This is a genomic window from Pseudomonas sp. SWRI99, assembly GCF_014270125.1.
Taxonomy (GTDB): Bacteria; Pseudomonadota; Gammaproteobacteria; order Pseudomonadales; family Pseudomonadaceae; genus Aquipseudomonas; species Aquipseudomonas hamedanensis.
Genome location: NZ_JABWQR010000005.1, coordinates 145,157 through 159,979, shown reverse-complemented (window position 1 = coordinate 159,979; position 14,823 = coordinate 145,157). Strand labels below are relative to the sequence as shown.

10 protein-coding genes are annotated in these 14,823 nt (G+C 60.7%); 6 read left to right on the top strand and 4 right to left on the bottom strand.

Going from position 1 to position 14,823, the window contains the following annotated elements:
* The first annotated feature begins 266 nt into the window (after positions 1-266).
* Together HU743_RS06065 and HU743_RS06060 are read left to right on the top strand one after the other, a co-directional pair.
* Positions 267-1,415, top strand: a complete 1,149-nt coding sequence (locus HU743_RS06065; protein ID WP_186647596.1) for a pyridoxal phosphate-dependent aminotransferase — start codon at positions 267-269, stop codon at positions 1,413-1,415.
* Positions 1,403-2,194, top strand: a complete 792-nt coding sequence (locus tag HU743_RS06060) for an amidohydrolase (RefSeq protein ID WP_186647594.1) — start codon at positions 1,403-1,405, stop codon at positions 2,192-2,194. Before HU743_RS06065 ends, HU743_RS06060 begins: the two co-directional genes overlap by 13 nt.
* 179 nt (positions 2,195-2,373) lie before the next feature.
* On the opposite strand, the gene leuA is transcribed toward HU743_RS06060, so the two are convergent.
* The 3 genes from leuA to xseA form a co-directional block, all read right to left on the bottom strand.
* Positions 2,374-4,053 carry a 2-isopropylmalate synthase gene (gene leuA / locus HU743_RS06055; RefSeq protein ID WP_186647593.1) on the bottom strand — a complete coding sequence of 560 codons (1,680 nt, stop codon included), beginning with the start codon at positions 4,051-4,053 and terminating at the stop codon, positions 2,374-2,376.
* Between the two features lie 478 nt (positions 4,054-4,531).
* Positions 4,532-5,353 carry a peptidoglycan DD-metalloendopeptidase family protein gene (locus HU743_RS06050; RefSeq protein WP_186647592.1) on the bottom strand — a complete coding sequence of 274 codons (822 nt, stop codon included), beginning with the start codon at positions 5,351-5,353 and terminating at the stop codon, positions 4,532-4,534.
* Between the two features lie 3 nt (positions 5,354-5,356).
* Entirely contained in the window at positions 5,357-6,736 is a 1,380-nt protein-coding gene (gene xseA / locus HU743_RS06045) for an exodeoxyribonuclease VII large subunit (protein WP_186647591.1), read from the bottom strand.
* A gap of 176 nt (positions 6,737-6,912) precedes the next feature.
* On the opposite strand from xseA, the gene HU743_RS06040 reads away from it, so the two are divergent.
* The 4 genes from HU743_RS06040 (at position 6,913) to guaA (ending at position 11,593) form a co-directional block, all read left to right on the top strand.
* Positions 6,913-7,680: a sulfite exporter TauE/SafE family protein gene (locus HU743_RS06040; RefSeq protein ID WP_186647590.1), complete on the top strand. Its 768-nt coding sequence runs from the start codon at positions 6,913-6,915 to the stop codon at positions 7,678-7,680.
* Positions 7,681-7,766: 86 nt separating this feature from the next.
* On the top strand, positions 7,767-8,315 hold the full coding sequence (locus HU743_RS06035) for a sugar ABC transporter ATPase (RefSeq protein WP_186619880.1): 549 nt from the start codon (positions 7,767-7,769) through the stop codon (positions 8,313-8,315).
* 105 nt (positions 8,316-8,420) lie between these two features.
* On the top strand, positions 8,421-9,890 hold the full coding sequence (gene guaB, locus HU743_RS06030; RefSeq protein ID WP_186530299.1) for an IMP dehydrogenase: 1,470 nt from the start codon (positions 8,421-8,423) through the stop codon (positions 9,888-9,890).
* A gap of 125 nt (positions 9,891-10,015) precedes the next feature.
* Positions 10,016-11,593, top strand: coding sequence for a glutamine-hydrolyzing GMP synthase (gene guaA, locus HU743_RS06025; RefSeq protein ID WP_186647589.1), 1,578 nt, complete (start codon positions 10,016-10,018; stop codon positions 11,591-11,593).
* A gap of 88 nt (positions 11,594-11,681) precedes the next feature.
* Here guaA and HU743_RS06020 read toward each other — a convergent pair whose 3' ends face one another.
* Positions 11,682-14,768, bottom strand: a complete 3,087-nt coding sequence (locus HU743_RS06020) for a membrane-targeted effector domain-containing toxin (RefSeq protein ID WP_186647588.1) — start codon at positions 14,766-14,768, stop codon at positions 11,682-11,684.
* Positions 14,769-14,823: the final 55 nt, after the last annotated feature.

Below are 14,823 nucleotides of genomic sequence, written 5' to 3'. Positions count from 1 at the left end.
AGGGAGCTTGCTCCCGCTGGATCGCGGAGCGATCCCGAAACCTGCAACCGTAATCGTTCAGACAGAACGCATGGGGTTGCTTTGCGACTGCTGCGCAGCCGAGCGGGACGGTGCGACGATTCGACAAGCTCCCTCGCCACAGGGTTCGGTGTGATTGCAAAGAAGAAGGGCGCCGTCTGGCGCCCTTTTTTTATGGACGCCGGATGGGCTATCCTCGGGCTCTCCCGCGCCGTCGTCAGAGCCGGGTGTTGAGCAGAGAACCCCCGATGATCACCAGCAAGCTGCCGAATGTCGGCATCACTATTTTCACGCAGATGTCTCAGCTCGCCGCGCAGACCGGCGCGATCAACCTGTCCCAGGGTTTTCCTGATTTCGATGGTCCGCAATCGTTGCGCGACGCGGTGGGTCGGCACATCGCCAGCGGCCACAACCAGTATTCGCCGATGACCGGCTTGCCGGCGTTGCGTCAGCAGATTGCCGCCAAGATCGCGCGCAGCTATGGCGTGAATGTCGATGCCGACCATGAAGTGACGGTGACGCCGGGCGCGACCCAGGCGATTTTTTGTGCGATTCAGGCGGTTATCCACAGCGGTGACGAAGTCATCGTCTTCGATCCGGCCTATGACAGCTACGAACCCGCGGTGGAATTGGCCGGCGGCCGTTGTGTGCATGTGCAACTGGGGCTGCAGGATTTCTCTATCGATTTCGATCAACTCAGCGCTGCGCTCACCCCGCGCACGCGGATGATCATCCTCAACACCCCGCACAACCCGAGCGGTGCGCTGATCAGCCGCGCCGAGCTGGATCAACTGGCGGCGTTGATCCGTGATCGCGACATCTATGTGATCAGCGACGAAGTTTACGAACACCTGGTCTTCGACGGTGTGGCGCATGTCAGCGTGCTGGCCCATGAAGAACTGTATCAGCGCGCGTTCGTGGTCAGTTCGTTCGGCAAGACTTACCACGTCACCGGCTGGAAAACCGGCTACGTCGTCGCACCGCTAGCGCTGACCGCCGAGTTGCGCAAGGTGCATCAGTACGTGAGTTTCTGTGGCGTCACACCACTGCAATACGCGCTGGCCGATTACATGGCCGAGCACCCCGAACACGTCGAAGAACTGCCGGATTTCTATCAGGCCAAGCGCGATCTGTTCTGCGATCTGCTGGCGCCTTCGCGGTTCAGCTTCACCCGCGTCGCCGGCACCTATTTCCAGTTAGTCGATTATTCGCGGATCCGTCCTGATCTGAATGATGTCGACATGGCCATGTGGATGACCCGTGAACACGGCGTGGCGAGCATTCCGGTGTCGGTGTTTTACCAGAATCCACCGCAAGGCCAGCGCCTGGTGCGCCTGTGCTTTGCCAAACGCGAGGAGACGCTGCGTGAAGCGGCGGCGAAACTATGCGTGATCTGAGTGCGTTGCCCGATCTGACCCTGGCGCTGATCCAGACCAGCCTGGCCTGGCATGACCGCCAAGCCAACCTTGAGCATTTCGAGCTGTTGCTGGAGCAGGCCCGTGGCGCCGACCTGATTGTTCTGCCAGAGATGTTCACCACCGGCTTTTCCATGGAATCGGAAACCCTCGCCGAAGCCGAAAACGGTCCGACCAGCAAATGGCTGCGGGCGCAGGCGGCGAAGTTCGACGCAGTGATCACCGGCAGCGTGATCATTCAGGCGGCCGACGGTAGCCATCGCAACCGCTTGCTGTGGGCACGGCCGGACGGTGAAGTGCTGCACTACGACAAGCGTCACCTGTTCCGCATGGCCGGCGAACACAACCACTACACCCCCGGCGAGCGTCAGGTGCAGTTCGAACTCAAGGGCTGGCGGATTCGTCCGTTGATCTGCTACGACCTGCGCTTCCCGGTGTGGAGCCGCGATGCGCAGGACACCGATCTGCTGCTGTACACCGCCAACTGGCCGGGCGCACGGCGCTTGCACTGGAATCGTCTGTTGCCGGCACGAGCGATTGAAAATCTCTGCTACGTGGCGGCGGTAAATCGCATCGGCAGCGATGGAAAGGGTTTCGCTTACACCGGTGACAGCCAGGTCCTGGACTTTCAGGGCGAGACCTTGCTGGCGGCGGGGGAGGCGGATGGCGTGTTCAAGGTGGTGCTGGAGGCGGCGCCGTTGGCGGCTTACCGTGAGCGCTTTCCGGCGAATCTGGATGCCGATACTTTCGAATTCACTTAAGCCTTTCATCGCCTGCGCTGGCCCCTTCGCGAGCAGGCTCGCTCCCACAGGGGCACGCATTCCAAATTGTGGGAGCGAGCCTGCTCGCGAAGGGGCCGGTGAATACGGCACAAAAACGTCAGGCAAAAAGAAAGGCCCCGGAGCTCACACTCCGGGGCCTTTCGCATTTCTGCGATCGATTACGCCGCTTTCGCCTCAGGCTGGCTCAGCGAGCGGTTCAGTGCGCTGAACAGCGCCTTGAAACTCGCCGTGGTGATATTTTCATCGATGCCCACGCCGTGCACCGCACGCTCACCATTCACACGCAGCTCGATGTACGCCGCCGCTTTGGCGTTGGTGCCCGCGCCGATCGCATGTTCGTTGTAGTCCATGATCTCCACTGGAATCGGCAGGCCGGCGACCAGTGCTTCCAGCGCGCCGTTGCCCTTGCCGCGCCAGTGCAGGTTGGTTTCGCCCTGACCCTGGCTGGCCACTTCCACTTCGACGGCGCTGTTGCCGTTCTCTTCCTGCAGGCGATGGCTGACCAGCGCGTACGGGGTGTTGGCTTGCAGATATTCACTGATCAACAGCGAGTGAATCTGCTTGGCGGTCATCTCCAGGCCCAGGCGATCGGTTTCACGCTGCACGACCTGGCTGAATTCGATCTGCATGCGACGCGGCAAGCTGATGCCGTATTCCTGCTCCAGCAAATAAGCGATGCCGCCCTTGCCCGACTGGCTGTTGACGCGGATCACTGCCTCGTAGCTGCGGCCGATGTCGGCTGGGTCGATCGGCAGGTACGGCACTTCCCACAGGGTGTCCGGTTTCTGCTGGGCGAAACCTTTGCGGATCGCGTCCTGGTGCGAGCCGGAGAACGCGGTGTGCACCAGATCGCCAACGTACGGGTGACGCGGATGCACCTGGATCTGGTTGCACTCTTCGACGACTTTGCGCACGCCATCGATGTCGGAGAAGTCCAGCTCAGGGTTGACGCCCTGGGTGTACATGTTCAGCGCGACGGTGACGAGGTCGACGTTACCGGTACGCTCGCCGTTGCCGAACAGGCAGCCTTCGACACGGTCGGCGCCGGCCATCAGGCCCAGCTCGGTGGCGGCCACGCCAGTGCCACGGTCGTTGTGGGTGTGCAGGCTGATGATCACGCTGTCACGGCGGTTGATGTTACGACCGAACCACTCGATCTGGTCGGCGTAAACGTTCGGCGTTGCGCATTCAACGGTGGCCGGCAGATTGAGGATCATCTTGTGTTCAGGTGTCGGGTTCCACACCTCGATCACGGCGTCACAGACTTCCTTGGCGAATTCCAGCTCGGTGGCGCTGAAGGTTTCCGGCGAGTATTCGAAGGTCCACTCGGTTTCTGGCTGCATGGCTGCGTACTTGACGAACAGCTTGGCCGCATTGACCGCGATGGCCTTGATGCCGTCCTTGTCCTGGTTGAAGACGATGCGACGGAAAGAAGGCGAGGTGGCGTTGTACAGGTGCACGATGGCTTTCTTCGCCCCGCGCAGGGATTCGAAGGTGCGCTCGATCAAATCTTCGCGGCCCTGGGTCAGCACCTGAATGGTAGTGTCGTCCGGGATGTGGCCTTCTTCGATCAGGGTACGCACGAAGTCAAAATCGGTTTGCGAAGCGGCCGGGAACGACGCCTCGATTTCTTTCACGCCCACCTGCACCAGGGTTTTCCAGAAGCGCAGCTTCTTCGCCGCGTCCATCGGCTCGATCAGCGACTGGTTGCCGTCACGCAGGTCGGAGCTGCACCAGATCGGCGCGGCGTCGATGGTTTTCGACGGCCAGGTGCGGTCCGGCAGGTTGATGACGGGAAACGCGCGGTATTTCGAAGACGGGTCTTTGAGCATGCTCATCGGGAAATTCCTTGTTGTCTGGGCCGAAAAGAGGCGGCCTGCCGGTTGAACGTATGTTCTTGGAAAAGCGTGGGACGAGGCGCAGCGATTCAGCCTGGCAGTCGTGCACTGACGAGGCACAGGCTGCGGTGCTGGCGAAGCTGAATGAGGGTGTGAGAGGTTTTCATGGCTTCAACCCTAACCTTGAGGGGGAAGGATGGCAAGCAGTCGAAAAAAATTGAGAGGAATACCCGAAAAGCGGTTTTTTGCGCGATTTTATTGTGCTTGATGGCGGGGATTGTCGTTATTTTTGCGTGGGGTTTGATTGGGGCGCAATTGAGCGGGCGGTGTGTCATGGGGCCTTGTGGTGTTGGTCAGGACGCCTTCGCGGGCAAGCCCGCTCCCACAGGTTAGTCGGGTGTACATAAAATTTGTGTACGACACGGACACTGTGGGAGCGGGCTTGCCCGCGAAGAGGCCAGCAGCCTCGACACAACGATTATGGTTGGAACGCACCAATGAATATCGCCGGATCCACCCGCGCATCATTCAGGCTGACGTTCCAGTGCATATGCGGCCCGGTCGCCCGCCCTGTGGCGCCAACCCTGCCCACCACCGCGCCTCGGGCCAGTTGCTGGCCGTTCTTCACGTCGATCTTCGACATATGGCAGAACATGCTGATAAAGCCTTGGCCATGGTCAACAAACACAGTGTTGCCATTGAAGAAGTAGTTGCCGATCAGAATCACTTTGCCCGCCGCCGGCGTCTTGATTGGCGTCCCGGCCGGTACCGCGAAATCAAGCCCGGCATGGGGATTGCGCTCTTCGCCATTGAAGAAACGACGTACACCGAACTTGCTCGACAGCGGGCCGTTGACCGGTTTGTCCAGCAGCAGGTTGCTCGGCGTGTTCGGGCTGAAACTGCGGTAAGCCTTGATCTGCTCGGCCAGTTCACCCTCGATGCGCTTGAGGTTGTTGGCGTCTGGATTGACCTGTTGTTTGTTCTTCAGGGTGATGTGCTGTTCCGGGTATTTCTTGCTGCCGACGGTGAACGGCAGCGTGCGGCCAGCGCTATTGATTTGCTGGGCGCCCGGTTTGACTGTCAAAGGGACGCCGACGATCGCCAGCCAGTTGTTCTGCTCTTTCACCACCAGTACCGGTCTGCCCTGATAAGTCGCCTTCGGGGCCTGCGCCGCCGTGCCCAGATCGACCACCGCAACACCGCCGGGCACCGGCTTGTTCAGCAGTCGGGTGATGTAACTGTCGGCGTGGGCGTTGAAAGACAAACAGAGCGCAAGCAGTGGTGCGAGAAAACGCGGCATGGATCAGTCCAGTAAAGAGAGGGTGACGGGCGTCAGGTGATTGTCCTCGACGCGCACTTGCAGTTCGCCTTCGCCCAGTTTGGCTTTCAGGCGCTGGCCGGTGTGGGTCTGGGCGGCGTTGCGGATCGCATGGCCGCGCTCGTCGAGCAAGATGCTGTAACCACGACCGAGAGTCGCCAGCGGGCTGACTACGTGCAGCGTCTGCATCTGGCTGTGCAATTGCTGACGACGGTTTTTCAGACCTTCGCGCATGGCTCGGGGCAAGCGGTCGGCGAGGCTTTCGAGGCGCTGGCGGAGCATCGCCAGTTGCCGCCCCGGGTGTTGCCCGGCCAGGCGGGTTTCCAGACGGATCAAGCGTTCGCGACGGGTGTTGAGGCTGCGCTCGAAAGCCCGGCGCATGCGCATGTCCAGATCATCCAGGCGTTGCGCTTGCTGGCGCAGACGTTCGCCGGGATGTCGCAGGCGTCGCGCCATGCCTTCCAGACGCAGGCGATCGCGCATCAAGCGATCACGCATGCGCATGACCAGGCGGCGATGCAGGCTTTCAACCTGACGGATCAGGTGGCTGGAATCCGGGGCAAGCAATTCGGCCGCCGCCGAGGGCGTCGGTGCGCGCACGTCGGCCACAAAGTCGCTGATCGACACGTCGGTTTCATGGCCGACCGCGCTGACAATCGGCGTCACGCAGGCATCGACCGCGCGGGCCACGGCTTCTTCGTTGAAGCACCAGAGGTCTTCCAGCGAGCCGCCGCCGCGGGCGAGGATCAACGCATCGAAGCCGCGGGCGTCAGCCATTTTCAAGGCGCGGACGATTTGCGCGATGGCCTCGCGGCCCTGCACGGCGGTCGGAATCAACGTCAGTTGCACCTGCGGCGCGCGGCGGCGGAATACGCTGATGATGTCGCGAATCACAGCGCCGGTCGGCGAACTGATGATGCCGATGCGTTGCGGATGGGCCGGCAGCGGCACTTTGCGTTCGGCACTGAACAGGCCCTCGGCGCTGAGCTTTTCCTTCAGCGCATCGAAGGCCAGACGCAGCGCACCGTCACCGGCCGGCTCCACGGTGTCGAGAATCAGCTGATAGTCGCCGCGGCCTTCGAACAGCGAAACCTTGCCGCGCACCTTGACCGCCAGACCGTCCTTCAACGCCTGGCGCACCCGCGCGGCGTTCTGCCGGAACAGCGCGCAACGCACCTGCGCGCCGCTGTCCTTGAGGGTGAAGTAAATGTGGCCGGACGCCGGGCGGGCGAGGTTGGAGATTTCGCCTTCGACCCAGATGTTGCTGAACACGTCTTCGAGCAACACCCGCGCGCGGCCGTTGAGCTGGCTGACGGTCAGGACTTCACGGTCCAGGCCAAGTCTTGCAAAGGGATCTTTAATCATGGGGCGCAGTTTAAAGGCATTTGCCGTCGGATCACCACCGATCCCCCGTGGGAGTGAGCCTGCTCGCGATAGCGGTGGGTCAGCAAACATTGATGTGTCTGACCCACCGCTATCGCGAGCAGGCTCACTCCTACAGGGGATGTTACAGTCAGCCCAGTCTTAAAGGATGCGGACAGATGAGTGTGATGGAGCTGTTGGGGGCGTGGTCGTGGGGGGCTGGTGGCTGGGCAGTGGTCGGATTGGCTATCGCAATGGCCTACATCGTGTTCGGCATCGCCGGTTTCGGCACGGCGCTGGTCGCGGGGCCGATTCTGATTCTGTTCATGCCGTTGTCGAAAATCGTGCCGCTGCTGGTACTGCTGGATTTCGTTGCGGCGTTCGGCAATCTGTTGCCATCACGGCGCGACGTCGCCAAGCCCGAATTGCTCAGGCTATTGCCGTGCATGGCGGTCGGCTGCACGTTGGGGGTGATCTTTCTGCTCAATCTGAAATCCGATCTGCTGCTGTTGTTGATGGGGCTGTTTATCAGCGCCTATGCGGTTTACAGCCTGTGGGTCAAAGCGCGACCGGCGCAGTTGTCCGCTGCGTGGGCAGTGCCGATGGGCACCGTGGGCGGTTTGTTCGGCGCGTTGTTTGGCAGTGGCGGCTTTCTTTATGCGATCTATCTGAACAGCCGTCTGCCGAAGGAAGCGGCGCGGGCCACGCAAAGTGCCTTGATCAGTTGCAGCACGGTGGTGCGATTGAGCCTGTTCGTCATTGCCGGCGTCTACGCCGAGCTACCCTTGTTGATGTTGGCGCTGTGTCTGTTGCCGGCCATGGCACTGGGCTTGTGGATTGGTCGGCGGCTGACCATGAAATTGTCGCGCGAGGCGTTTGTGCGTCTGGTGACGTGGCTGGTGCTGGCCAGCGGGATTGCGTTGATCGTGCGCTATTTCAGTACTTGACCGGATTTCTTCAGGGATTAAGCTGCCGGCCGCCATTCCCTTGTAGGCCTACAGGGGGTATACGGGTATTTTCAGCAGGCTTCACCATGAACACGCAAAGCATCATCGTCCCGAAAATCTCCACCCTGCCGGTCCACGAACCCCGGGCGCGGGCGATCGTGCGCTGGCTGGTGCGCAAGAACATCATTGAGGAACAGTTGACCACCTGCGGTCGCACCGGCAACCGCATGGCCCATGCGATCGCCGATGGCGCCCGTGCCGTGGTCCTGCATCCTGAAGCGCTGCCGTTCGGCGAGCCGATCAATGGCCTGGAGATCGTCACCAAGCGCTGCATCTATACCCCGGCGAAGGGTTTTCTCGAAGAAGCGGGTTGCGCCGAGTGTCGTCGCGAAGTCGGCGAAGCCTTGTTTGAAAGTCTCGAAGAGTGGATGCCGGGGCGCACCGACAATTTCACCTGCCCCGAATGCGGACATGAAGACGACATCAACGGTTTCCTGTTCTTGCAGGAATGCGCGTTTTCCAACCTCGGCTTTATCTTCAATAATTGGCTGGAGGCGGGGTTCAAGCAGAGCTTTATCGACGAGTTCGCCGACTGGCTCGATCAACCTGTCTCGTGGGTCAAGGTGGAGCTGTAGGGCCGGGCTTTTCCGTACATCAATTAAGCTGAGTTTTACATTGAACAGCAGGGGGTGTCTGACTATAATGGCGCGCTTCCATTTTCCCGCTCGGGAGCCCCCGCGATGCTGCGTATCAGCCAAGAAGCTCTGACATTCGACGACATTCTCCTAGTGCCCGGTTATTCCGAGGTGCTTCCTAACGAAGTCAGTCTCAAGACCCGTCTTACCCGTGGCATCGAACTGAATATTCCTCTGGTTTCTGCTGCAATGGACACCGTGACTGAGGCCCGTCTGGCAATCGCCATGGCTCAGGAAGGTGGCATCGGCATTATCCACAAGAACATGACCATCGAGCAGCAAGCTGCCGAAGTGCGCAAGGTCAAGAAGTTCGAAGCCGGTGTGGTCAAGGATCCCATCACCATCGAGGCCGATGCCACGGTGCGTGATCTGTTCGAACTGACCCGTCTGCACAATATTTCCGGCGTTCCGGTGCTGCACGATGGCGACCTGGTCGGCATCGTCACTTCCCGCGACGTACGTTTCGAAAACCGTCTGGAAGCCACTGTCCGCGAAGTGATGACGCCTAAAGAGCGTCTGGTCACGGTCAAGGAAGGCGCCGACAAGAACGACGTGCGCGAACTGCTGCACAAGCACCGCATCGAGCGCGTGCTGATCGTCGACGACAAATTCGCCCTCAAGGGCATGATGACCGTCAACGACATCGAAAAAGCCAAAGCCTACCCGCTGGCCAGCAAGGACGATCAAGGTCGTCTGCGCGTCGGCGCTGCGGTCGGCACCGGTAAAGATACCGGCGACCGCGTGACCGCATTGGTCAATGCCGGCGTGGACGTGGTGGTGGTCGACACCGCGCACGGTCACTCCAAAGGCGTGATCGACCGCGTACGCTGGGTCAAAGAAAACTTCCCTGAAGTGCAGGTGATCGGCGGCAACATCGCCACCGGCGCCGCCGCCAAGGCTCTGGCCGAAGCGGGCGCCGACGCAGTCAAAGTCGGTATCGGCCCGGGCTCGATCTGCACCACCCGTATCGTCGCCGGTGTCGGCGTGCCGCAAATCAGTGCCATCGCCAACGTCGCCGCCGCCCTTGAAGGCACCGGCGTGCCGTTGATCGCCGACGGCGGTATCCGTTTCTCCGGTGACCTGTCCAAGGCCATCGTGGCCGGTGCGTCCTGCGTGATGATGGGCTCGATGTTCGCCGGTACCGAAGAAGCGCCGGGTGAGATCGAGCTGTTCCAGGGCCGTTCGTACAAGGCGTATCGCGGCATGGGTTCGCTGGGTGCCATGTCCCAGGCCCAGGGCTCGTCCGACCGCTACTTCCAGGATTCCTCGGCCGGTGCCGAGAAACTGGTTCCGGAAGGCATCGAAGGCCGCGTGCCATACAAAGGCACCCTGAGTGCGATCATCCACCAGTTGATGGGCGGTCTGCGTTCCTCGATGGGTTACACCGGCAGCGCCGACATCGAAGAAATGCGCACCAAGCCTGAGTTCGTGCGGATCACCGGCGCCGGCATGGCCGAATCCCACGTACACGACGTGCAGATCACCAAGGAAGCGCCAAACTACCGGGTCGGCTGACGCCGACAGCTCTAAGCCACAAGTTACAAGCTGCAAGCGGTGCTGCATCAGTGCAGGGCCGCTCGGCTTCCGATTACTTGCAGCTTGCAGCTTGAAGCTTGCAACTGCTTTTCAGAGTTTCTTTCATGGCCCTCGACATTCACGCTCACCGCATCCTGATCCTCGACTTCGGCTCGCAATACACCCAACTGATTGCCCGCCGCGTGCGCGAGATCGGCGTGTACTGCGAACTGCACCCGTTCGACATGGACGAAGATGCGATCCGCGAATTCGCCCCTAAAGGCGTCATCCTCGCCGGTGGCCCGGAGTCCGTGCACGAAGCCAACAGCCCGCGCTGCCCGCAAGCGGTATTCGACCTGGGCGTTCCGGTCTTTGGTATCTGCTACGGCATGCAGACCATGGCCGAGCAACTGGGCGGCAAGGTTGAAGGTTCCGAATTGCGCGAGTTCGGCTATGCCCGCGTTGACGTGGTCGGCAACAGCCGCCTGCTCGACGGCATCGAAGACCATATCGACGCCGACGGCCTGTTCGGTCTCGACGTATGGATGAGCCACGGTGACAAAGTCACCAAAATGCCGGAAGACTTCCATATCCTCGCCAGCACCCCGAGCTGCCCGATCGCCGGTATGTTCAACGACGAGCGTGCTTACTACGGCGTGCAGTTTCACCCGGAAGTGACCCACACCAAGCAGGGCGGTCGCATCCTGTCGCGCTTCGTTCTCGACATCTGTGGCTGTGAAGCCCTGTGGACGCCGTCGAAGATCGCTGAAGACGCCATCGCCAACATCCGTGCCCAGGTTGGCACCGACAACGTCCTGCTGGGTCTGTCCGGCGGCGTTGACTCCTCCGTTGTGGCGGCCCTGCTGCACAAAGCCATCGGCGACCAACTGACCTGCGTCTTCGTCGACAACGGCCTGCTGCGTCTGCACGAAGGCGAGCAAGTGATGGCCATGTTCGCCGAAAACATGGGCGTCAAGGTGATCCGCGCCAACGCTGAAGAGCAGTTTCTCAACAACCTGGCCGGCGAAGCCGATCCGGAGAAGAAGCGCAAGATCATCGGCCGCACCTTCATCGACGTATTCGATGCCCAGTCCAACAAACTGGAAAACATCAAGTACCTGGCGCAAGGCACCATCTACCCGGACGTGATCGAATCGGCTGGCGCGAAAAGCGGCAAGGCCCACGTGATCAAGTCGCACCACAACGTGGGCGGCCTGCCGGAAGAAATGAACCTGAAACTGGTCGAGCCACTGCGCGAACTGTTCAAGGACGAAGTCCGTCGTCTCGGCCTGGAACTGGGCCTGCCGTACGACATGGTCTACCGTCACCCGTTCCCGGGCCCGGGCCTGGGCGTGCGCATCCTCGGTGAAGTGAAAAAGGAATACGCCGACCTGCTGCGTCGTGCCGACCACATCTTCATCGAAGAGCTGCGCAAGGCCGACTGGTACCACAAGGTCAGCCAGGCGTTCGTGGTGTTCCAGCCAGTCAAATCGGTGGGCGTGGTCGGTGATGGCCGTCGTTACGCCTGGGTTGTGGCCCTGCGTGCCGTAGAGACTATCGACTTCATGACCGCACGTTGGGCGCACCTGCCTTACGAACTGCTGGAAACCGTGTCCGGCCGCATCATCAACGAAATCGAAGGCATCTCGCGCGTTACCTACGACGTGTCGAGCAAGCCGCCGGCGACGATTGAGTGGGAGTGATCCCGCACACGTCCTGATGGCGTGAATGCAGGCACACAAAGGCCGCGTGAAACTCTGTTTCACGCGGCCTTTTTTATTGCGATTTGGCTCAGTCAGGAAGCCGGCTCTGCAGCGTCAGTCCGGTCTCGGACAAGCGGTTAGACAAATCCTTCAGGCTGCTAAAGACGATGTTATTCACCCGTGGCCAGGACGGTCGGTGAAGAGACACTCGGCCGCCGCTCAATTGCGTCACCGGGGTGCGCTGGATCATGCCTTGCTTGCTGCGGTGCACAAGGGTGTAGCTGTCGCCGGTTTTCTTGAACAGGTACATGCCGCGTCGGTGCAGCAGGTTTTCCAGCGACTGCTCGGTCCAGTTCACCTGATGTGCTGGTACCCGCAGACGCAAATCGGCACGTAGCAGGTCCGGACCGCCCTGACGGACTGTGCCACCGGTAGAGGTGCCTTGAGGTACTTCGATGCCCGGGTCGGCCTCGATGCCCAGATCCTCACCAAGTCCCGCTTCCTCGATTCGCAGGCCGATCCCTCGTTTGATTTCGCTGAGTCCCGGCACACCCCGGAACGCATTGGTGTTTTGTGCATCGGTCAGTACGATCCATTTTTGCGGCGCATTGAGCAGGGCGTCGCCGGTCATGATGTCGCTGGCCAGGTAGGTGCCGATGATTTGCTCATCGGTCGGGGGCAGGGGCGTCTTCATTTTGTAACTGGCTGCGCAATCGATGGCCTGCACCCTGATCCCGTTCGCCTTGGCGGTTCTGACCAGTTCCAATGGCGTGAAACGTCCTTCAGGATCGGTGCCCAGGCTGCGCAGGTACTCCTCAAGGTCTTCGGACATTTCGCCACTGGTGAAATAGCGATTCAGTTCCACCTGCGCGAAGTCGCTGAGCAAGCCGCGCATGTAAAGCGTTTTTGCGTGCCGCGCGAGTGACGGCATGCTTTCGATCAGCCAGCGCAGGCTGGCGATGCGATCGAGGGTTTGCCCGATCACCAGCCCTGAGGCGGCCTCATAGACCTGATCGACAAGCTCGGCATTTGACATCAACCGGCTGACATCCGGTAGGGCCGGGCGCTCCGGTTCGATCGTTCTGGGCATGTTCTGGAAAAACTTTATGGCCGAGGTTTGCAGTAGCTGACGCTTATCAGCCGCATAGGACTCAAACGGATCTTCCATATCCATACCGCCAGCGCCGTCGGGCTGCATGACAACATGGGTTTGCTCCAGATTCATCGCCCAGGCTTTGAGTGATCGGCGCACCGTTGGATCGACGTCGTAGGAAGACCGCACGACCCGTGGCGGACGCAGTTCCGTGGATGACGATGGTTCCGCCGATGGGGCTTCGACTTCGGGCGGGACGAGCTCAAGGGTGTCGAGTTCGATGTCTGGCGCGCACGGCTTGCCGACGCATTGACCGCCGCCCTTGAGGCCCAGTGCAGGCATGCGCTCCCACAAACCTTCGCCATTAAGGCGAACCGGCAATGCGTGAACGAGTTGGTTGGGCCTTGCCGGGTCGACAATAGCCCAGTCGCCAGCACCGCTTGAATCGGCGAACCAGCGCACGTAATACGGTGTGTCATTCATCAGGATGGCGTAGGGCGGATCGCTGTCGAGACGGTAGATGCCGGCGAATTTTCCGGCTTCTTCACCGGGTGCCGTGCCATCAAGCAGCTCGTTGCATTGGTAGCGTTCGGGCACAGGCGCCGGTGTTTCGCTCGTTGCCGGTGCGGGCGGGGTTTGTTCGACGATCGGCAAAGGTGTGTCGAGGTCTTCCGGCGCGCGGATTTGTGCCTGCTCAACCGTGGTGCCGGACGTATTCAGCGCGTCGCTCATCTCGGCCATTTCCGCGGCTTCGGCCGCTTCAACCTGCGCCCCCACTTCCAGCATCGGGCCAGTTCCAGCGAGCAACGGAAGGTTAAACAACAGGTTGATACCACTTACCACTGCGCCCAGCACGCCCGACTTGCGCTCCGCCTCGCTCTTGCCATTTTCCGCCTGGTCGATATTCAGGCCCATGCTGGCAACTGTCGCGCCAATCACCGGCAGCGCCACCGGCCAGCCGATGACGGCCATCGGACCAAAAACCTTGAGGCCTGCGCTCAGGTAACCGATCCAGAGTTTCTTGCGCAGATCGGCGTTGGACGTCAGGGTCAGGTCGGCTTCAGCGAACATCGCGAGGCGGGTGCTATCGCGCAGCCAGGTGAACGCATCGCCGGCAAGCACAAGGTTTTTCCGATTGATCAGATGATGATCGGCACGCCCCCAAGTGCTGACCAGCCGATTCATCAGAACGGTCAGGTTCTCGGTCAGTTGTTGACGATCAGCGAGGGAGAAATGGTTCAGGAAGGATCCTCGGCGGGTTGCGTCGTTCATCTGTTCGAGCACCCACCAGTGCAACGCTGAAGGCGTCGCCTTGACGACGAACGCTTCGGTGGCGCCTGGCACATACAGGATCTGCCGGCCGTCGGGGGCGACGATGCGTAGCACTTGAGTTGCCACAGAGCCGTCAACATCGAAGGCACGGACGTCGCCTGTTGTCGTGTGGGCGGTCTGCAGCATGTTCAGGGTGACGGGCCAGCTCAGCTTGCCGATCACAGAACCGGTCAGCCATTGAAAGTCGCTGTGGCTGATGCGTTCACGTTCCAGCGCCTGTACTGCCTGGATGAGGAAATTGCACTTGGCCAAGGTGCGGAAGTTATCGGCGTGGCTGTCCCAGAAAGAACTCAGTTCATCGCGGTAATGAGCGCTGAAATCGAGGCTCCAGAACGCCTTTAATACTTCACTGCCATGCAGGCGCACCTCGTTGCGCTCGCTGAAGTTTTCGGCGTCCGGCCCTTCGCTGTAGAAGCCGCCATACAAGTCCAGAAGGTCGGCGTTGTCCTGGTCGGTGGCACGAAAGCGATGAATCACCAGTTGCGTGAGAGTCGTCGATTCGTAGGGCTTTTCAAGGCTGTGTTCCCAGCCGGTAAACGACCGGGTGCTGCTTTGGGCAGTCTTGAAACGGTGAAAGTAAACACGGTCCGGGTCGTGTTCGGGCAAGCCTTGGTCTTGCAGTAACTGGCGGGCGACTTGCTGCGCTGCATCGTGCAGGCCGGGGCAGGCCTGCACGACCGAAGCAGCAATTGCCTCGAGGGCGGCTTTGTCGGTTGCGTTGGGCAAGGGGCGCGGTGCGGTGACGTTCATGCTTTCTCCATCCTTGAGAAATGAAGCCTGAGCATGTCCGATTCACCCGCCGAGG